Here is a 19,954-nt window from a genome sequence, read left to right on the forward strand (position 1 = left end):
CGCTGCGGGAGCGCCGGGCCTCAGCGCGCGGCGCTGATCTGCGGATCGGCCGGCACGGCGGGCACGAAGGGCAGCGGTACGACGAGCACCGGACACGTGGCGCGGGCGGCGCAATGGCGTGCCGTCGACGAGCCCGGGAACCGCAGGCGCCGCCGCGGTGCGCCGACGATCAGGAGATCGCCCTGCCGGTCGGCGATCTGTGTCAGGGCCAGTCCCGGAGAGCCCAGCACCGCGGTGGCGGCGAACGGTACGCCCTCGGGCCCGCCGGAGCCGAACGCGGACTCCAGCAGGTCGGTCAACTGCCGTTCCGCCGACTCCACTTCGAGCGGGATCTGGTCGGCCGCGTGCAGAGGTGGTGCCACGGCCAGCACGGCCAGGACCTCGGCGCCGCAGCGGCGCGCCTCGGCCACGGCCCGGTGCAGGGCGGTGAAGCTTTCCAGGGATCCGCTGAGACCCACGACGATCCGTCGGGGGAGGAGGTCCTGTGTCACGGTAGACCCTTCCGCTGGTCCGTTGAGACTTACCAGCAGCACCGTACGAAGCGGAGCCGGGTCGCTCCTTCCCCCGATCGGCCCCACTCCCGGGGGGAGGGGAGCGAGCCGACGACGGCCGCGAGGAAGGGTCCGGGTCGGGCCCGGCCCACGGGGGTGGGTGGGCGGGCCCGACCCGGACCCGTGGCGGGCCCGGGATGGACCCGGCCCACGGGGGAGTGCGGGCCGGGCCCACGGGGGACCCGAGGCGCCGGGCGGTACACACCCCGGGGATGAGGGTGGCACGGTCCCGCCCGCGCACCGCCGGCTTCTCCGACCGGCGTGACTCCACTCTGACCGTTCCCGGCGCGCCGGCACCCCTGCGTTCGGACAGCAAGTGGGAGGACCGCCGTTCGTACCTGAGGCCGTCCCCCTCCCGTGCGCACCCGGCGCGGGCGGCAGCGCGCGCCACCGCACTGCCCGGACGACTTCCCCGGCGGCGGCTGCGCCCGGCCCGCCGATGGCGCACCGTGCCCAGTACCGCCCGGCAGTGCAGCGCACGGCCACGCCCCCCACACCACTGGACCCGACATGCCCCACCCGCCGCCCCCCAGGCCGCGCCGAGAGGCCGACCGCCGAGCGGCCCCGCTCCGACATCCCGGCCCGCCGACGTGGCCCCCGACCGGCCCGCCGACGTGGCCTCCGACCGGCCCTCCGACCGGCCCTCCGACCGGCCCTCCGACCGGGCCCCCGACCGGGCCGCCCCGCCAGTCCGGCCCGAGCTCCGGCCCCGGGCAGCGGCGCGGCGGACGGCGGCGCGGTTCGCTCGCCTCACGGCTAGGCGCGCTCCTGTGCGTGATGGGCCTGTTGCTGGGCCTGTACGCGGCGTACTCGGTGTGGGGCACGGACTACTTCGCCAACCGCACCTCCGAGGGCGCGTCGTCCGACCTGCGCAACGAATGGCAGCGGCCCACGGACGGCAGCAAGCCGCGCAGGCCCCCGCCGGGGGATGCCATCGGCTTCCTGCACGTCCCCGGCATGAGCAAGTCGCCCATCCTGATCGAGTCCGGCACGGCCCCGAAGATCCTGGACCGGGCGGTGGCCGGCGCGTACGAGAACGCGGCGATGCCGTGGCAGAAGAAGGGCAACTTCGCGCTGGCCGCCCACCGCGACGGGCACGGGGCCAAGTTCCACCACATGGACCGGCTGCAGCCGGGCGACGTGGCGGTCGTCGAGACCCGGGACACCTGGTACGTCTACGAGCTGGACAAGACCCTTCCGAAGACGTCCAACGACAACACCGGCATCATCCGGCCCGTTCCCGAGGGCGCCGGTTACACCGGCCCGGGCCGCTACATCACACTGACCACGTGCACCCCCAAGTACACGTCGGACTACCGCATGGCCGTGTGGGGGCACCTGGTGCGCACCGCGCCCGTCAACGCCTCCCGCACCCTTCCGAAGGAGCTGCGGTGACATTCCCTGCGACCGGCCCGAGGGGCGACCGATGGTGAAGAAGACAAGGATCGACCTGGCCGTGGGCCAGGCCCGGGCAGCGGAACTGGTCAAGCGGTACCGCGACCGGCTGGTGGAGCACGACCGCATCCCGCCCGACCGAGCCCTGCGGCTGGCGTGCCAGGCGTACGCCGAGGGGTACGTGTACGTCACCGCGGCGCCCGGTCAGGTCTGGAAGCGTTCCGTGCAACAGGGCACGGCGGCCGACCGGCTCCTGGTCCTCTCCTTCGACCAGTCCTGGGAGGGCCGCACCGTCCTGTGCGAGTACCTGGGCGGGGAGTACGACGAGCTGCTCCTCGAAGAGCTCCGAGACCACTACACCCTCCATTCCTGGCCGGCCGACGACGGAGGCGAGCCGGTCTGGGGCGCCCCCGGCGCGGACGACGAGCCCGACCGGGACCGGGACCGGTACTGACGCGCCGGGTCCGGGCTCCACGACGGTGTGCACGGGCCCGGACCCGGCCCGCCCCTCCACCCGGACGGCGGGCTTCTCCCCCGACCGGTCCCATGACCGGGGGATCGTCCGGCCGGGCCTGCCCGGCCAGACTTCGAGGACGGGCCTTTCCGGCCCCCCGCCTACCCTGTGACCTGCCCCTTCAGGCAGGAGGAGAAGGGGTGAGGCGTCACTCCGCCCCCCAGGAGTCACCGTGTCCGCCGCTCTCACCAGCCCGTCGCCCCCTGCGCCGTCCCCAGCAGGAAAGGGCTTTCTCGGACACCCCCGGGGGCTTGCCACGCTCTTCATGACGGAGATGTGGGAGCGCTTCAGCTACTACGGCATGCGCGCTCTGCTCGTCTTCTACCTGATCTCCGGCGGACCCGCCGGCCTGCGGGCCCACCTTCCGGGCGGCGGCCTCGGCATGACCCTGGCCACGGCGACCGCCATCTACTCGGTCTACCTGGCCGTGGTCTACCTCATGACGATGCCCGGCGGATGGTTCGCGGACCGGGTCTGGGGGGCGCGCAAGACGGTGGCGATCGGTGCCGTGGTGATCGTGGCCGGGCACTTCGTCCTGGCCGCTCCCGGTACCACCGCCTTCCTCGGCGGCCTTGCGCTCGTGGCGATCGGCTCGGGCCTGCTGAAGGCCAACATCTCCGCCATGGTCGGCCACCTCTACGGTCCCGACGACCCCCGGCGCGACGGCGGCTTCACGCTCTTCTACGTCGGCATCAACATCGGCGGGCTCCTCGCCCCGCTGGTGATCGGCACGATCGGCGAGACGGTCAGCTGGCCGCTGGCGTTCGTCCTGTCCGGCGTCGGCATGGCGCTCGGCCTCGTCCAGTACCTGCTGGGCACCCGCCACCTGTCGCCGACCAGCAACCGCGTGCCGCACCCGCTGAGCGCGGCCGAGCGCCGCACCCTGACCGGGCGGGGCCTCGCCGTGCTGGCCGTCGTCGTCGCCTTCTACGCCGTGGTCGCCGCGACCGGCCACTACACGCTCACCTGGGCCCTGCTGCCCCTCACCCTGATCGGGCTGGCGGTACCCGTCGTCGTGCTGGCCCGGATGAAGCGGGACCGGAGCCTGACGGGGGAGGAGCAGGCGAAGCTGCGCGGCTACATCTGGCTGTTCGTCGCAGCGGCCGTCTTCTGGATGATCTACGACCAGGCCGGTTCCACGCTGCTGGCGTTCGCCAAGACGAGCGCCTCCGCCAGCATCGGCGGCTTCAACGTCCCCGGCTCCTGGTACCAGTGCCTGAACCCCGTCTTCATCATCGTGCTGGCCCCCCTGTTCGTATGGCTGTGGCTGTACCTGGCGCGGCGCCGCAAGCAGGCGACCAACGCGGGGAAGTTCAGCGCGGGTCTGCTGCTGATCGGCGCCTCCTTCCTGGTGTTCCTGATCCCCATGGCCCTGGCTTCGGACGGGGCGCGGGTCAGCCCCTGGTGGCTCGTGGTGATCTTCCTGGTGCAGACCCTCGGCGAGCTGAGCCTGTCGCCCGTCGGACTGTCCGCCACCACCCGGCTGGCCCCTTCGAAGTACTGCAGCCAGATGCTCGGCGTGTGGTTCCTGGCCGTCACAGCAGGCGACTCCGTCACCGGAATCCTGTCCATGGCGCACGTCAACCTGGCCGACGCACCCGCCGTCCTCGCCGAGAGCGCCGTCGCCATTCTGGTCGGCCTGGGCGTCTACCTGTGCCGCCACCGCATCAGCGGCCTGATGGGCTCGGCGGCGTGACCGCCGGCGCCGCCCGCCCGCGCACCACGTCGGCCCGCCCCGGTCACATACCCGATCAGTACGCCAACCCGTACCCGCCCTCGTACCGAGGAAGGCTCCGCCCCATGACCTCTGACGCCCGCCTTGCCCGTGCCATGAACGCGACGATGACCACGTTCGCGCTGGTGGGAGCCATCAGCGCGGTGTGGGTGGTGCGGATCCCCGCCCTGCGGGACAAGTTCTCCCTGACCGAGCTCCAGGTGGGCCTGGAGGTGCTCGCCTGGGGCCTCGGCGCACTCGTCGCCATGCTGATGGCCTCACGGCTGGTCACCCGCCACGGTAGCCACAAGGTCCTGTGCCTCGCCGTCCCCTCCTCGGTGGCCGGCCTCATGCTCCTCGCGTTCGCGCCGTCCTACCCCTTCCTGCTCTTCGGCGGCCTCGTCTTCGGCAGCCTGTTCGGCCTGGTGGACGTCGCCGCCAACGCCCAGGCCTCCCACCTGGAGCGGATCAGCGGCCGACCCGTGATGGGCCGGATGCACGCGGGCTGGAGCCTGGGCGCCGTGATCGGCGGTCTGGCCGGGGCGGGCCTGGCCGCCGCCGGACTGGACTTCACCACCTCGGTGGCCGCGGCGGCCGTCGTCGCGCTCGTGCCCGCCGGCTACGCCATGTTCCGCTTCCTGCCGGACACGCCGCCCGCACCCGCCGCCGGATCCGCCCGGCCCCCGAAGCTGCCGCGGGTGATCCTGCTGCTGGGGGCCCTGATGTTCTGCGCCTTCCTCGCCGAAGGGGCCGTAGCGGACTGGAGCGGCCTGCACCTGTACGACGGACTGGGCGCGTCGGAGGCGGTCGCCGCTCTCGGCTACCCGGCGTTCGAGCTGGCCATGCTCGCCGGGCGGCTGGTGTGCGACCGCTTCACCCAGCGCTGCGGGGCCCGGCTGCTGCTCACCGGTGCCGGTCTGGCGTCCGCGGCCGGATTCACCCTCTTCGTCACCGCACAGTCGCCCGCGTGGGCGGTGGCCGGGCTGGTGCTGATCGGCGTCGCGGTGTGCGTCGTCGTGCCACTGACCTTCTCGCTGGCCGGGCTGGTCGGCGGCGACCGGCCGGCGGCGGCCATCGCTCGCACCGGCACCCTCGGCTACAGCGGGCTGCTGCTCGGCCCCGTGGCCATCGGCCTCGTAGCCGAGCACTCCTCCCTGCGCACGGGCTTCCTCATCCTCATCCCGGTCTCCATCGCCATCGCCGTCGGCGCCTGGGCCCTGCCGGACCTTCGGGTCCCGGGCCACGCCTCCGGCGCCGGGGGAACCGGCGCGGAGCAGGTCCCCTGTCTCATCCCCGACCCGAAAGGCTGACGATCATGACCGACCTGTACCTGCTGGCCCGCAGCGCCCCGGTGTTCTCGGTGACGCGGATACGCGTGCCGCGGGCCCGTAGCCTCGTCACGTACGGACCGCCCGGTGGCGGCATGTCGGCGGCCGACGTCCGGCTGCTCGCCTCCGGTGGGTCGAGCGGCCCCGCGCCGTACGTCCACTCCGGGGACGCCGTGGACAACATGCGGCTCGTCCCGGTGTCCGATGCCGAACTGGCCGCTGCGGAGCGGGAAGTCGCCGGTGCCGGTGGCGAACTCGCCACGCTCCCCGAGTCGATGTGGCTCTGCGCGAGCCCCACCCTCTGCTCCGCCTCCCGGCACGTGTGCACCGGAGTTCTCGGCCCCGCCTTCGACGACTACGACCGGATCCACCTCCTGGTGTGCGAGGGCCCGGCGGCGTTCCCCAACGATGTCGTGGAGTCCCTCGCGCGACAGACGGACGCGTTCCTCGAAGGCGACTACGCGACCACCCGGACCCGCTGGGAAGGCCTGGGCCAGGCCCACCGGGCCCGCTACCTGGCATTCGAGGGCGTGGTCCTCTGGCACCAGGTGCACAGCTGTCAGGTGCGCACGTCGGGCGCCGAAGGGGAGTTCATCCGGCTCTACGAGTTCGAGTCGGTGATGACGCGGGAGCACCGCGACACCCTCGCCTCCGGCGCGGCGGACCACTGGCCGTGGGCCCGGGCGTTCATCGCGCAGCTGGAGGCCGAGCAGCAGGTCCTCACCGGCCTGGAGCGCCATTTCGATCCGGCCGTATGGACCGGCCTGAGCGAAGTCGGCCGGATGCGCGCCCTGGAGATCCTCCGTGGTTGGGGTTCGCACTACCTGGACACCGTCGAGGACGCCATCACCGCTGCCGGGCTGGTGGTGCCGGGCCACCTCACGTCCTGCTGAGGTGCCGGCCAGGTCTCTCCGGGCGCCGGTGGGGGCCGATCGGTGGCCGATCGGTGGACGGGTAGGTAGGCCGAAGGGCGGAGTGGGGCTCACGCCTCGGAGGCCCCGATGGCCGATGTCCGCACGGCCGCCGTCGGCTGTCATGGAGGTATGGAGTAAATCGCAATATTTCGCCCTGAACCCGGCATTCCGTTCTGAACGGGGAACATCCCATGAGCATGCCCACCCCCACCACTGCACCGACGGCCATCCGCCCGGGCTTCCGGGACGAAGCGGTCCGCCAGGCCCGCAAGATGGCCTCCGACGTGCTCGACGAGTGCCGCCGGTCGGGCTGTGAGGCCGCAACTGACCGGGCCGACGATGTCCTGCTGGTGGTGTCCGAGCTGGTCACCAACGCCTGCCGGCACGCCGGTGGGGCCGACACGGTACGCGTGGGGTGGCAGGAGGGCGAGCTGATGGTGGAGGTGGAGGACGCGTCCGACACGATGCCCCAGGAGCCCGCCGCGGAGGCCAAGGGCGAAGCCGGCGGGTACGGCTGCCAGCTGGTGGCCGCACTCGCGGACCGCTGGGGTGCGACGCCCCGCCGCGGAAGCGGGCCCGGCACGCAACCGTTCTCGGGCAAGACGGTGTACGCCGGCTTCGCCCTGGCGTGAGGCGCCGGGCAAGGAGCGGTTTCGGCAACCTGAACGGATCCCTAGGGTCTCCTGAGCGGACCGCTCGGACGGTGTTGCGGCGTCGTGGGCCCGCCTACGATCCGAGGCAGGCGGATTAACTCATTCCGCTTCCCGCCTGCCGGAGCGACGGCCGGCCCGCACCCCACCTGCCCCACCCCGGAGGTCCCCGAGATGAGTCCCCGTGCCGCCCGCAGAGGCGGCGGTCACCGCGCGGCCCGGCCCTTGCGCGTCAAGGCAGCCATGGCAGGCGTGGGAGTCATGGCCCTCGCGGGGGCCTGCGCGGCAGGAGTCGAACTGATCGGGTCCCCGGCCGACCGGGCGCGCTCCGTCGCCCTCGACATCGGCGCGACGGGCACCGCAGTCGATCCCCCTTCCTCCTCCGCTCCCGTACCGGAATCGTCGGCCCGGTCCACATCGGCCACCCCGAAGCGGTCCACCACGACGCCGTCGGCCAAGGCGTCCAAGTCCACCAAGCCGAAGGCACCCGCGACCGCCAAGGCCAGTCCGTCCCGCACCGCCAAACAGCCGGCGCCCAAGCCGACCAAGACCTCGAGCAAGAAGCAGCCGGCCCCCAAGCCCGAGACCGCCGCGAAGGCCGCGGGCAGCAGCCAGGCCCAGGAGGTCGTCCGGCTGGTGAACGTCGAGCGCGCGGCACAGGGATGCAGGGCCCTGGAGGTGGACGCGGACCTCACCGAGGCGGCGCAGGGGTACAGCGACACGATGGCTGCCACCGGCAACTTCGCCCACACCGGCACGGACGGCTCCCAGCCCCAGGACCGCATCGAGGCGGCCGGGTACGCCTGGTCGGCCTCCGGCGAGAACATCGCCATGGGCCAGACCGACGCCGACGCCGTGGTCGACGCCTGGATGAACAGCCCCGGCCACCGCGCGAACATCCTCAACTGCGGCTTCACCGAGATCGGCGTAGGCGTCAACACCAACGGCGGCCCCTGGTGGACCCAGAACTTCGGCACCCCGGCCTGAGCCGACGGTCTACCGACCTCGAAGTCATCTGGTCGCAGACCGTAGCCGAGCGGCCCCGCCGGAACTCGGCAAGGGCCGCCTGCGCACGGCTTCGAGGACAAGCGTTGGCCTCCGGCCCGGGTCCAGACGGTGAGCTGCCGACGGCTACGGGTGAGCCTGTCGGTGGCGACGGTGTGGCGGACCGGCCCGTTCAGCAGGGCTCCAGCCTCGTCGTCGAAGCAGCCCCACCCGCCTGCGGCTGTGAACTGCGCGGAGGGGAGGCTCGCCGCCGCAGGCTGACTGCCTGCGGCGTCACCCCGAGCACCTGGCGACCTTGCTCTACCGCATTCCCTGTTCGAATGAATCAGCCGCCTCCAAAGTCGCCGCTCCAGTTCAACTGGGATCAACGAGCCACGAGTTCGAGTCCCCTTATAACCGCCGAACATGCCCAGATCGGCGGGCGCAGGTGCCCCTTTGCCTGTCCAGGAGCACCTGGGGGTCCTGGCCGCCCTGGCCGAGAATTATTCAGAGGGTTGTGAACCGCCGAAGGATGGAAAAAGATGGAACTCGAGTACGCCAACAAGGTCAAGACGTATGCGCTGGCAAACATCGATGATGCTAGGGTGAAAAATTTGCTGGACAGTCTCTTGGGGGTTCTGTATCCCAAGCAGGCTGGGGATGACGTCAATGTCATGCTGGATGTGAACGACCTGAGGCTAAACTCATATGTGACCGCAATAATGCAGGACGGACTATTCCGGAACGACATTATTGAAGCGGTGGATGGCGTGAATCTCCGGGCATTCGCGGATCAGCTCGAAAATTTCCTGCTGCCACAGTTTGTGGTGTGCAACAAGAAGTATTACGGAATCGTGCAGCCGGGCTATGCGTCCGGCGACCAGTTTGGGATCGGCTACGTACTCGCCACTGACCCGCACTCCAGTGTCTTTCTGACCCAAAAAGAGGCCACGAGTGAAAGCGGGGCATCCAGCGCGGCCTACTATAAAAGCCTCGGAGTCCCTGCGAATCGCATCCGAATGGGTCTAACTAACAAGCAGGCGGAGGGGGAAATCAGGAAGGTGACTGGGGAGGGCAAGAATGCGAAATTGAGAGGCAACAGCGGCATTCGGGAAGTCAATGAGGGCACCAAGCAGGTCTCCAAGACTTTCAGTCCGGCAAAGAAGGCGAAGCATCGCGAGGCTCTCGGCCTGAGCGGCGACGCCGGTGCAGCCCACCTCAAGGATCCGCAGGTCAAGGAGTGGCTGGCGAGCAAGGGGGTTCCGGATAGCGGCAAGATCGTGATCCTTTGGTCCCGGTTCAGCGGCAAGAGTGGGAATGCTCACACAGAGCACGACACCAGCTACACCGGGATGGCGCAGATCATCGCGGGCCTCAAGGACATGGACGCGGTGCTCATCGTGGGGGACAGCCAGCCCAAGGGCAAGGCTGGCGGCCAGGAGAAGTATCAACACATCGCTGACACGTTCAACAACTATGGCGGCAAGGAATCCGGCAAGCTTTGGGGGAAGGGCGAAGGAAAGATGGTCGGCAGGGGGATGAGGAAGAAGTGGGTTTCCACCGAGGCGGGCGACGAATTGAACGACAATTTTGGCGCCAAGGTCATCGTGATGACCGAGTTCTGGAAGGATGAGACGGCTAAAAGCTGGGGCGGAAATGGCCGAACCGGTCAATTCCTTCTCTACGACTACCTGCACCGGAATTACGACGTAGCGCGACACCTCGGCTTCCGCAGCGGAAACCTGGAAGCAATCGCCATGCTGGGATTCGACGTCAGATACATGGAGGAGCCGGACAGTTGGGGTGGCGACCGGATGGCCGTCTGGCATGCTCGCCCGGATGGAAAGACCACTGGCGGTGGCGATGCTGCGGGATACGAGCGGCTCGGCGTCACGGACTCGTCGAACCGGCTCGGAAGGCATCTCCTCGAACAGCCCGGTTCAGGCTTCCGATCAAACCAGCTGGAATCCTACAAGACCCCGGAACAGCGCAAGGCTGCCCGGTTCAAGGAGGACGGTACTTCCCGGCCTCGGGGATTCACCGATCACGACCTGCAGAACGTCGACCAGTACCTGGTGAACGGTGATCCGCTTCATGGTATCCCCGATGCTTACCGGACGACGGTGAAGGGTATCGCTGATGAATTGAATGTGGCTAAGAAGAGGTTCCTGTTGGAGTCATAGGAAGTCGGTTGCTGTTAAGTCAGGATATCGTTGGCGATCGCGGCGCGCGGCCCGGAGATCGGGACGCGATGAAGACCGCATGGGACGCAGTACTTTCGACTGCCTCCCCGGAAGATCGGAAGCTCTACGAGCGAGCTGCCACTCACTTCGTGTTGAAGTTCCCTGCTCCTTAACCCCGGTCCCCGGCCCTCGCTCGCCGGCGTGCCGCAGTTCCAGCGTGGCGATCGGATCGCCGGTGGGTAAGTGCTGGCGATGTGGTGAAGCTCCCGCCGCGGTGACACATCCGTGGCGGGAGCTTCACCGGTTCACCGAACCGTCACTCGACCATGGCGATGATGACCTTGCCCTTGGCGTGGCCCGATGCGCTGCGGGTGAGGGCGTGCCGGGCGTCCTCCAGGGGGAAGACGCGGTCGGTGCGGGAGCGGAGGCCGCCCGTGTCGACGAGCGCCGCTATCCGGGCCAGCTGGGTGCCGTCCGGCCGCATGAAGAAGGGCCGGACCGTCACGCCGTACAGCTCCGCCTTCCGCTCGGCATCCGGGACGCCGAGGACCGACACCAGGGTGCCCCCGCGCCTGAGGACGGAGAACGAGCGGTCCTGCGTCTCCCCGCCGACCGTGTCGAACACGACGTCGTAAGCGGCCCCGGCGTCCTCGAAGTTCTGCGTGCGGTAGTCGATGACCCGCTCCGCGCCCAGGTCGCGGACCCAGTCCGCATCCTCCGCTCCCGACGTCGCCGTGACGTGCAGCCCCAGGTGCCGGGCTATCTGCACCGCCGCGGCGCCGACCGCCCCGGCCCCGCCGTGGACCAGCAGCCGCTGTCCCGCCTCCACCCGGGCCTGCTCGACCAGGCCCTGCCATGCCGTGAGCGCGACCAGCGGGATGCCGGCGGCCTCGACGAAGCTCGTGGAGGTTGGCATCCTCGCGGCCAGTGCGGCATCGACCACGGCGACGGTGGCGAAGGTGCCGGTACGGTCCGGGGCCACGCGGAAGAAGACCTGGTCACCGACCGCGAAGCCGGTGACCTCCGCGCCGACGGCAGTGACGACGCCCGCGCCGTCACTGCCCAGCGGCAGGGGGAAGGCTTCCTCGGGCAGGACCCGCAGGGCTCCGGCGACGATCAGCCAGTCGATCGGGTTCACGCTGGCCGCGCGCATCTCCACCCGCAGGTCAGAGGGCCGCAGCGGAGGTTCGTCCACGGTGGACAAGCCGACGACTTCTTCGATCTTTCCGTGGGAATTCGATACGACAGCACGCACGACGGTTCTTCTTCTCTCCTCGAGGGGTGGGCGGCCGCCACGTTAGGCGCGGAACGCCGGGGCGTGTTCATGCGAAAGCACCCTCATGGAGAGGAGCCGGAGGGGGGATTGCCCTGCGGCAGCAGGTGTGCAGTACTCCGAAGCGCCGTAATGTGGCGATATGACCCATGATTCGCCAGGCGCTGCCGGGGACCCCGGGGGTGAGCCGGGAAGCCCGCCCGGCGACCGAAGCGTCATGACCTTGAGGTTCCTGGCCGAGCCGGGCTCGGTGAACTTCGGTGGGAAGGTGCACGGCGGCGCGCTGATGAAGTGGATCGACGCGGCCGCATACGCGTGTGCGGCCGCGTGGTCGCGCCACTACTGCGTCACCGTCAGCGTGGGCAACATCCAGTTCCGCAAACCCGTCGTGGTGGGCAACCTGGTCGAGATCCAGGCGCGCATCGCGTCGACCGGACGCTCCAGCATGCACATCCACGTGACGGTGGCGGCCGGTGACCCCCGTGCGGACACCTTGGAGCGCACCACCGACTGCCTCATCGTCTTCGTCGCCGTGGACGGCGACGGGGCCCCCGTTCCCGTCCCGCCGTTCGAGCCGCGGACCGCACACGAGCAGCGCCTCGCCCGTTACGCCACCGATCTCAAGCAGGCCCACCAGGCCCTGGAGGCCATCAAACCCTGAGGGAACGCCAAGACGCAGCAGTCCGGCCGTGGGCCGGAGGAGCGGGAAGGATCGCCCATGGCCGTTGCAGCCGGCAGGCCCGGATCCCACGGCGGCACCCCACCGACCACGCGCTGGAACCCCGATGACCAGGTCTGGGAAACCACGGCGCGCGGCCGCGAGGTGCTCACCGACCCCCGGCTGTCCAAGGGCACCGCGTTCAGCCTCGCCGAACGCAGCGCGCTGGGACTCACCGGACTGCTGCCACCCGCCGTGCTCACCCTCGACGCCCAGGCGGAACGCGCCTACGGCCAGTTCCGCGAGCTGCCCGACGACGTGGCGAAGAACGCCTTCCTGACCGCCCTCCAGGACCGCAACGAAACCCTCTTCCACCGGCTGCTGCTCGACCACCTCGCCGAGATGCTCCCCATCGTCTACACCCCCACCGTCGGCCTCGCGATCGAGCACTACAGCCACGAGTACCGGCGGCCCACCGGCGTCTACCTGAGCGCGGACGCCCCCGACGACATCGAGCGCTCCCTGCGCGCCTTCGGACACGGACCCGACGAGATCGACCTGATCGTGGCCACCGACGCGCAGGCGATCCTGGGCATCGGGGACTGGGGAGTGGGCGGCATCGACATCGCCGTCGGCAAACTCACCGTCTACACGGCCGCCGCCGGCCTCGACCCGGCCCGGACCCTGCCGGTCATGCTGGACGTGGGCACCGACCGCACCGAGCTCCTCGACGACCCGTTCTACCTCGGCAGCCGGCACCCGCGCGTGACCGGCGAGGCGTACGACGCGTTCATCGACCGCTACGTCGAGGCCGCCCGCTCGCTCTTCCCCTCGGCGCTGCTGCACTGGGAGGACTTCGCAGCCCCCAGCGCCCGCCGCATTCTGGCCCGGTACCGCGAGCACCTCTTCACCTTCAACGACGACATGCAGGGCACCGGCGCGGTCAACCTCGCCGCCGTCCTCGCCGGAGCGAGGGCCTCCGGGACCCCGCTCGCCGACCAGCGCGTCGTCGTCTTCGGCTCCGGTACCGCCGGCATCGGCATCGCCGACCAGCTGTGTGCCGCCATGGTCGACGGGGGCCTGTCACAGGACGCCGCCCGCACCCGCTTCTGGTGCCTGGACCGCCCCGGACTCCTCACCGCGGACATGACGGACCTACGGGACTTCCAGCTCCCGTACGCCCGTCCCGCCGGCGAGGTGGCCCACTGGGAGGGCGCCGGTACCCCGTCAGGCATCCCGCTGGCCGAGGTCGTCCACCGCGTGCGCCCGACGATCCTGATCGGCACCTCGGCCCAGACCGGCGCTTTCACCGAGCCGATCGTCAAGGAGATGGCCGCCCACGTCGAACGCCCGGTGATCCTTCCCATGTCGAACCCGACCCCGCTGAGCGAGGCCACCCCGCAGGACCTGATCGCCTGGACGGAGGGCAGGGCACTGGTGGCCACCGGGAGCCCCTTCGGCCCCGTCACCCACGGTGGCACCACGTACGCCATCGGGCAGGCCAACAACGCGCTCGTCTTCCCCGGCCTGGGGCTGGGCGCCCTGGTCGCCGGGGCCGACCGGATCACCGACGGCATGATCGCGGCCGCTGCCCGCGCGGTCGCCGCCCGGACCGACACCTCCGCTGCCGGCGCCCCGTTGCTGCCCCTGGTCGACGACCTGCGGGAGACGTCCGCGGTGGTCGCCCTCGCGGTCGCCCGGGCCGCCGCCGACGACGGCGTCGCCCGGGACCGTACGGTCACCGGGGACGACATCGAGTCCGCGATGTGGTGGCCGCGCTACCACCCGGTGCGCGCGGTGTAGCCGTACTGCGTCACGCGACCCGGACCGCCCCGGACGGAGGGTCGTACTTCATGGTGCGCTCGACCACGCCCACCGACGGGTTCTGTGCGCCGATGTACTTTCCGCCGCCGATGTAGATGGCCACGTGGTAGGCGCTGCCCCGGCCGCCCCAGTAGAGGATGTCTCCGGGCCGCAGGGCTTTGAGGGACACCCGGGTGCCCGCGGTCGACTGATGCTGTGACACGCGCGGCAGCTTGATGCCCGCCTTCTCGTAGGCGGCCTGGACCAGACCCGAGCAGTCCCAGCCGCCTGATCCCGTTCCACCCATGATGTAGAGCTCCCCCATCTGCGCACGGGCGAACGCGACGGCGGTCGCAGCCGCTTTGCCGGGTGGCGGCGCCTCGGGGAGTGCCGTGGGCTTGGCGGCCTTGGCGGCCTTGGCCCTGGCAGCCTTCTCCCTGGCTGCCTTCTCCTTCGCGGCCTTGGCTTTGGCCGCCTTCTCCCTGGCGGCCTTCTCCTCCGCTGCCTTCTTCTTCGCGGCCTTCTCCCTGGCTGCCTTTTCCTTGGCGGCCTTGGCTTCGGCCTTGGCCTCGGCGGCCTGCCGGGCGTGTACTTCGGCGCTCTCCCGGAGAGCCTCCGCAGTCACGGAACTGTGGGATCTGAAGAGGGCGTTGAGGTCCATCTCCATGGTGACGGCGCCGTCGTTCGTGGAGTTCTCGTCCGAGAAGGCCGTCACCGGGGACACCGCTGCGACCGTACCGAGCACTCCGGTGGTCACGCCGGTGCGCAGTGCGATCAGGCCGAGCCTGCCGGTGGGCTTGCGGTGCCGCCCGGACAGCGGGCGCTTGCGGGGCGGCGAGTGGGGACGCCAGTTCGTGTTGTCAGTCGTTTCGATCATGTTGGGTAAACCATTCGTTACGGGGTGGGCTGGGAGAGCGGGTTGTTCTCGTTGGCGGGCGTGCTGAGTGTGCGGTGAGGCTCCGGGGCGGTGGGCTCCCGAGCCGGGTGGAAACGTCCGGACCGTGCATCAGCCGCGTTGCCACGGCCGGCGGGGCGGCGTGTCGTCCCCGTGCTCCGGATCCTCCGGCGGCAAGGACGCTTCCGGGGGCACCGTCGGGTCGGTCGGGGCCGGGGGGCTGCTCGGAGGCGGGGTGCTCGGGGGCGGCGGGGCGGGCGGCGAGCTGGGTACCGGCGGGGCGGACGACGTCACGGGTGCGGGCGGGGGAGTGTTCACGTTCTTGTCCGCATCCGAGCGCTGCCGGTCAACGACCGCCGGGGACGGTCGGCCGCCATCGCTGTCGCCGTCGCCGTCGCCGTCGCCAGAGTTTCCGTCGCTCGTGACAGGAGCGCTGAACGACGTCACCGGCTGCCCGGCGAGAGCCGACTTGGTGTAGGCCGCCCACACCTTCGCGGGGAACCCGCCGCCACCCCCGGCCTCGCCGCCGAGGCCCTTGAGGCTCAACTTCGCGTGGCTGGAGGGGTCTTCGCGGAAAATGCCCACGGAGGTGGTCAGCTCGGGCGTGTAGCCGACGTACCAGAACGACTTGCTGTCGTTCGTCGTACCGGTTTTGCCGGCCGAGGGGCGACCGGCGGCCTTGGCCGCCTTGCCGGTGCCGTACGGGGCGTCCACCGTGCTGCGCAGCACGTCGGTGACCTCGGCCGCGGACTCGGAGCTGAAGGCCCGGTCGGATTCCGGCTCCGGCAGGTCGCGCGCCTGGCCGCCGTGGCTGAGCTCCAGGACCAGGCGGGGGTCGTGGTGCACCCCGTCGTTGGCGAAGGTGGCGTACGCGCCCGCCAGGTCCAGGGCGCTCGGAGTGGCGACTCCCAGCGGCAGGGAAGCGACCGCCTTCAGGCCGGGAGTGGCGTCGGGCAGTCCTGCGGAGACGGCCGCCTCGCGGACGGCGGACAGTCCGGCGTCCTCGGCGAGCTGGACGAAGACGGTGTTGACCGAACGGCCCATCGCCTCGCGCACCGAGACCTGGCCGTAGCTGCGGCCACCTTGGTTGCCCGGCGCGTACCCGTTGGTCGCGGTGTACGAGTCGTCGCCGTTGTAGAGGGTGCGCGGACTGATCCGGGCTCCCCGGGCGGTGGTGGCGCCGTCCTCCACGGCGGCCGCCAGCGCGAACGGCTTGAAGGTGGAACCTGCCTGCACGTCACGCCGCGTCGCGTCGCTGACGAACTGCTTGAGGTAGTCGGGACCGCCGTAGAGGGCCACGACCTTGCCGGAGTCGTTCTCCACGGACGCCGCACCGGCGCGCACGTCCCGGTCCGCGGACCGGGACTTCGGCTTCAGCCTGGACCGGAGCTCCTTGTCGACCGCGGTGACCAGGTCCGCCTGCTTCTTCTTGTCGAAGGTGGTCTTGATCTGCCAGCCGCCGGTGTCGAGTTCGGCCTCGGTCACCGCGCCGGAGGAGAGCAGGTAGGTGCGGGCCGCCTGCATCAGGTACCCGTTCTGGCCCGCCATGCCCTCGGAGTGCTTGGGCGCGCGGGGCTCGGGGAAGGTGGCGGCCGCGCGCTCCGACGCACTGATCGCACCCATGGCCTTCATGCCGTCCATGACGTAGTTCCACCGGGCCACCGACTTCTCCCGGTAGTCCGGATTCTGCTTGACGTCGTACAGGCTGGGGGCGTTGAGCAGCGTGGCGAGGTACGCCCCTTGTCCGGCGGTGAGGTCCTTCGCGTCGACCCCGTAGTACGACTTCGCCGCGGACTGGATGCCGTACGCGCCGCGCCCGTAATAGCTGGTGTTGAGGTAGCCGGCCAGGATCTCGTCCTTGGACATCTTCTGGTTGACCTTGATGGCGATGAACAGCTCCTTGAACTTCCGCGTCAGGGAGGTCTCCTGGGTCAGGTACTGGTTCTTCACGTACTGCTGCGTGAGACCGGAGCCGCCCTGGCGGGAGCCGCCGGTGACGTTGTTCAGCACCGCCCGGGTGAGTCCCTTGAACGAGACGGCGGCATCCGTGTAGAAGGTGCGGTCCTCCGCGGCGAGCGTCGCCTCCTGCGCGGCGCGGGAGACGTCCGCGAGCGGCACGCTGGTGCGCCGGGCCACGCCGGACCGCCCGATCTCACTGCCGTCCTCGTAGAGCCAGACGTTGCTCTGGGCGGTGGCCTTCTTGTTCGGGTCCGGGATCTCCACCATGAAGTAGCCGGCCGCGAAGACACCCAGGAGCAGCAGCAGGCCGCCGAGCACGCTCCACAGGATCGTCCGGGGCCTGGGCACGAAGCGGCGCCATCCGGTGCGGCGCGGCGCCGGTGTCCTGCCCCGGCCCGTGCCCCGGCCCTTGCCACGATCGGACGGCGCGGCGCCGGACGCCCGTCGGGCAGCCCGACGGGGGCCGGCCCGGCCCACCGCGGGATCGGGTGCGGCCTGGCCTCCGGCGCCGAAGGGCGTCCGGTCGTAGTGGGGGTCACGGTGTGCACGCATGCCGCAGAAGCTACGGGCGCCCGCCCTAACGGCAGGTTGTGCGCAGCTCCCCCGCAGGCAACCGGAGCGCCGGTGGACACCCGTGGCGGGGCGCCGGAGCATCGGTGACTCCTCCCCCCCAACGCCTCCGAGAGGACACCGATCATGTTCCCCACCTCCGCCCCAGGGCACCCGGCCGACTTCGGCCCCGAGAGCCTCACCACCGCCCTCCGCCCGGCGGCCCGGCTGGAGCCCGCCCCGCACGCCCCCGCCCCCGGACACGGCCTGCCATACGGCCAGGCCCCCGCTCCGGCCCTGGTGTCCGTACCGCCCGTGTACGTACCGCCCGTGTACGTGCCCGCCCCCGTCCCCGCGCCCGCGACGGTCTCGACCCCCGTGTACGACGAGATGGTCGCCGAATGGGCCGCCTTCGGCCGCCATTGGCCCGGCGCCGACTGGTACGCCGACGTACCGGTTCCCGGCACCGACCACCACGCGTCCGTGGACTGGCGTTCCGGCACCCACGTGCCCCCGAGCGGCCCGTGGACCTGAACCACGGCCTGGTTGCGCCGGTGCCCGGAAGCCGGGACGGCAAGCGGACGGGCAGTCTTCCGGGCCGCCGGGCGGGCACGCCAAGGGTCCGACAAGGCCCGGACAGGGCATGGACAGGGTCCGGAACGGGCCGGGTCCCGGTCCTCGGACGCCCGGCACCGGGCTCTGCCCGGGGTGCCCGACCGCTGATCGGTGGTCCGGATGCTCCCCCGGCGGAGCGGGCGGTCGGGGGAGGGCCGGTGCGCACGCACACGGTTGAGTTGCCTGGCCGGGCGGGACCGGGCGGACAAGGCCGCCCCGTGACCACGGCGAGCAAGGGAGCGGCCACCATGTACCAGCAGCAGCACGGCCCCGAGCGGCACCCCGGCCCGGCCGAGGAGAGCGGCGGGGCCGCTGAGAGTGGCGGGCCCGAGGAGAGCGGCGGGGCCGCGGAGAGCGGTGCGGACGCCGCTGCGCGCGCCTGCGACGGACGGTGCGCACCCTGCGACGGCGAACCCGAGCAGGCCCCGATCTGCTTCGGGCAGGAGGGGGAGGGCGGCGGCTACTTCTGGCAGTGCCGGCTGTGCACGATCCGCCACGCGGGCTTCGGGACCACCCAGGACGCACTGACGATGCTGCGCGCCCATTGCGAACTCCGCCGGGTCGAACACTGCGTCGGCGCCGCAGTCCGCCGCAAGCGCGCCACCGGCCGCCCCGGCGACCTCACCCCCGCCGAACTCACCCGGGCCCTGGCCCAGGACCCGGCAGCCGCCTTCCACCGCACCGCCTGACCAGGACGAACCCGCCGGAAGAGTTCGCGGCCGGTGAGGTGCCCGGCTACCCGCTCCTCACTGACCCGCCGTTCCTCCGGATCACGTCTCGGGGTCGGAATCGAGGTCCATCCGATCGGCCGCGTTGCCCGCGTAGGTCACGGTGAAGACGTCGAAGCCCCTGTCCTGCCACTTGGCCTTCTCCAGGAGGCCGGCCGCCTTCCGCCTACCGCCGCCCACGCCGACATCCACGTACATCAGGCCCCGGTTGGTCCTCAGCACGGTGACGGCGTGGCCGACGGGGACGCGCCGGCCGGTCATCTGGACGTGGAACACGTCGCCGAGGGTCTTGGCCTTGGCGGTGATGTGGCGCACCAGTGCGTCCATCCCCTCGACCGTCTTGCCCTCCTTGCCGTAGAGCTGCTTCGCGCCGCTCGTTGGCCAGCGCTCGCCGGTCCGCGGCCGCCGGATCGGCACCGTGGGGCGGCCCTTCAGCGACTCGATGACCGCCGTGTTCACCGCGGCGCAGCCCTCTGCCTGGAAGTCCAGGTCGTTCGTGATGTCCTTGAGCTTCCGCGCGATGCGCTTGGGGGACGTCCAGGTGAGGTCCGCCGGGTCGGGTGCCGGGCCGGTCATGGAGTCGACGTACGTGAGGGCGGGGCCCTTCTGGACGAAGCCTTCGCGGGCCAGCCGGTAGAACGTCTCCGACATCTGCTCCAGCATCTGATGGGTGGCTGTCAGGCATCCGGCGACCGGGCCGAGCTCTCCCTCGCCCGGAGGCGGCGGCTGGTCCGGCGCCCCCTGGTGGAAGGTCAGGCAGGAGATCCGGTCGGCCTCGCTCTTCAGGTCCTCGTACCTGAACTGGTAGGTGCTGGCCCTGCCGAGGACGGCCAGGACCCCGTGTGCCTTCTTCCGCGCCATCCGGTGCGCTGCGAACAGGTCCTGGGTGGTGGCCGACCGTATTCCCGGCACGGTCCTGTCAGGGCTGTTGCGCAGCGCCTCCAACAGCTCGACCGACGCTGCGAAGGCGTCCTGCTGCCACACGCCCTCGAGGACCGTGTCCAGGGTGCGGACCGCTGCGGCCACCAGCCAGGTGCCGGTGCCGAGGTCCATGCGCTCGTCCCATGGCTCCAGGGACAGCAGGTCCGGCGGGAACGCGAGGTCCTCCGGTTCCAGTCGCCACGGCTTGCAGGCGGGGTACACGTGTGTGAGAAGCGCGGACGCGTCGGTCACGGCCTTGAGCGCGCCTTCGACCGATGCCGCTGCCTGCTCCGTGAATCTGACGGCTTCCACGTGTCCTC

17 protein-coding genes are annotated in these 19,954 nt (G+C 70.9%); 12 read left to right on the forward strand and 5 right to left on the reverse strand.

Features of this window, described 5'->3' with window-relative positions:
* Positions 1-20 precede the first annotated feature (20 nt).
* Positions 21-491 carry a universal stress protein gene (locus OG904_RS33385; protein ID WP_405497514.1) on the reverse strand — a complete coding sequence of 157 codons (471 nt, stop codon included), beginning with the start codon at positions 489-491 and terminating at the stop codon, positions 21-23.
* Between the two features lie 828 nt (positions 492-1,319).
* Between OG904_RS33385 and OG904_RS33390 the strand changes: the two genes are divergently transcribed.
* The 8 genes from OG904_RS33390 (at position 1,320) to OG904_RS33425 (ending at position 10,233) form a co-directional block, all read left to right on the forward strand.
* Positions 1,320-1,946, forward strand: a complete 627-nt coding sequence (locus tag OG904_RS33390; protein ID WP_405498407.1) for a class E sortase — start codon at positions 1,320-1,322, stop codon at positions 1,944-1,946.
* Positions 1,947-1,977: 31 nt separating this feature from the next.
* Entirely contained in the window at positions 1,978-2,400 is a 423-nt protein-coding gene (locus OG904_RS33395) for a hypothetical protein (protein WP_405497516.1), read from the forward strand.
* 232 nt (positions 2,401-2,632) lie between these two features.
* Complete coding sequence (locus OG904_RS33400) at positions 2,633-4,156, forward strand: peptide MFS transporter (RefSeq protein ID WP_405497518.1); 1,524 nt, start codon at positions 2,633-2,635, stop codon at positions 4,154-4,156.
* A 104-nt stretch (positions 4,157-4,260) separates the two neighbouring features.
* Positions 4,261-5,484, forward strand: a complete 1,224-nt coding sequence (locus tag OG904_RS33405) for an MFS transporter (protein ID WP_405497520.1) — start codon at positions 4,261-4,263, stop codon at positions 5,482-5,484.
* Between the two features lie 5 nt (positions 5,485-5,489).
* On the forward strand, positions 5,490-6,395 hold the full coding sequence (locus tag OG904_RS33410; RefSeq protein WP_405497522.1) for a hypothetical protein: 906 nt from the start codon (positions 5,490-5,492) through the stop codon (positions 6,393-6,395).
* 212 nt (positions 6,396-6,607) lie between these two features.
* Entirely contained in the window at positions 6,608-7,048 is a 441-nt protein-coding gene (locus OG904_RS33415) for an ATP-binding protein (RefSeq protein ID WP_405497524.1), read from the forward strand.
* Between the two features lie 261 nt (positions 7,049-7,309).
* A complete protein-coding gene (locus OG904_RS33420) occupies positions 7,310-8,053 on the forward strand; it encodes a CAP domain-containing protein (protein ID WP_405497526.1) in 744 nt (247 codons plus the stop codon).
* 539 nt (positions 8,054-8,592) lie between these two features.
* Positions 8,593-10,233, forward strand: coding sequence for a hypothetical protein (locus OG904_RS33425; RefSeq protein WP_405497528.1), 1,641 nt, complete (start codon positions 8,593-8,595; stop codon positions 10,231-10,233).
* Between the two features lie 316 nt (positions 10,234-10,549).
* Here OG904_RS33425 and OG904_RS33430 read toward each other — a convergent pair whose 3' ends face one another.
* Positions 10,550-11,488, reverse strand: coding sequence for an NADP-dependent oxidoreductase (locus tag OG904_RS33430; RefSeq protein WP_405497530.1), 939 nt, complete (start codon positions 11,486-11,488; stop codon positions 10,550-10,552).
* A 235-nt stretch (positions 11,489-11,723) separates the two neighbouring features.
* Between OG904_RS33430 and OG904_RS33435 the strand changes: the two genes are divergently transcribed.
* Together OG904_RS33435 and OG904_RS33440 are read left to right on the forward strand one after the other, a co-directional pair.
* Complete coding sequence (locus tag OG904_RS33435; RefSeq protein ID WP_405497532.1) at positions 11,724-12,167, forward strand: acyl-CoA thioesterase; 444 nt, start codon at positions 11,724-11,726, stop codon at positions 12,165-12,167.
* A 57-nt stretch (positions 12,168-12,224) separates the two neighbouring features.
* Positions 12,225-13,967 (forward strand): NAD-dependent malic enzyme, encoded by a 1,743-nt coding sequence (locus OG904_RS33440; RefSeq protein WP_405497534.1) that lies wholly within the window; start codon positions 12,225-12,227, stop codon positions 13,965-13,967.
* Between the two features lie 10 nt (positions 13,968-13,977).
* On the opposite strand, the gene OG904_RS33445 is transcribed toward OG904_RS33440, so the two are convergent.
* Positions 13,978-14,844: a C40 family peptidase gene (locus tag OG904_RS33445; RefSeq protein ID WP_405497536.1), complete on the reverse strand. Its 867-nt coding sequence runs from the start codon at positions 14,842-14,844 to the stop codon at positions 13,978-13,980.
* Positions 14,845-14,973: 129 nt separating this feature from the next.
* On the reverse strand, positions 14,974-17,169 hold the full coding sequence (locus OG904_RS33450) for a transglycosylase domain-containing protein (protein WP_405497538.1): 2,196 nt from the start codon (positions 17,167-17,169) through the stop codon (positions 14,974-14,976).
* Positions 17,170-17,517: 348 nt separating this feature from the next.
* Between OG904_RS33450 and OG904_RS33455 the strand changes: the two genes are divergently transcribed.
* A complete protein-coding gene (locus OG904_RS33455) occupies positions 17,518-17,904 on the forward strand; it encodes a hypothetical protein (protein ID WP_405497540.1) in 387 nt (128 codons plus the stop codon).
* 299 nt (positions 17,905-18,203) lie between these two features.
* Positions 18,204-18,674: a hypothetical protein gene (locus OG904_RS33460; RefSeq protein WP_405497542.1), complete on the forward strand. Its 471-nt coding sequence runs from the start codon at positions 18,204-18,206 to the stop codon at positions 18,672-18,674.
* A gap of 81 nt (positions 18,675-18,755) precedes the next feature.
* Here OG904_RS33460 and OG904_RS33465 read toward each other — a convergent pair whose 3' ends face one another.
* Positions 18,756-19,946 carry a hypothetical protein gene (locus OG904_RS33465; RefSeq protein WP_405497544.1) on the reverse strand — a complete coding sequence of 397 codons (1,191 nt, stop codon included), beginning with the start codon at positions 19,944-19,946 and terminating at the stop codon, positions 18,756-18,758.
* Positions 19,947-19,954 lie beyond the last annotated feature (8 nt).

This window comes from Streptomyces sp. NBC_00096 (assembly GCF_045041305.1).
Lineage (GTDB): Bacteria > Actinomycetota > Actinomycetes > Streptomycetales > Streptomycetaceae > Streptomyces.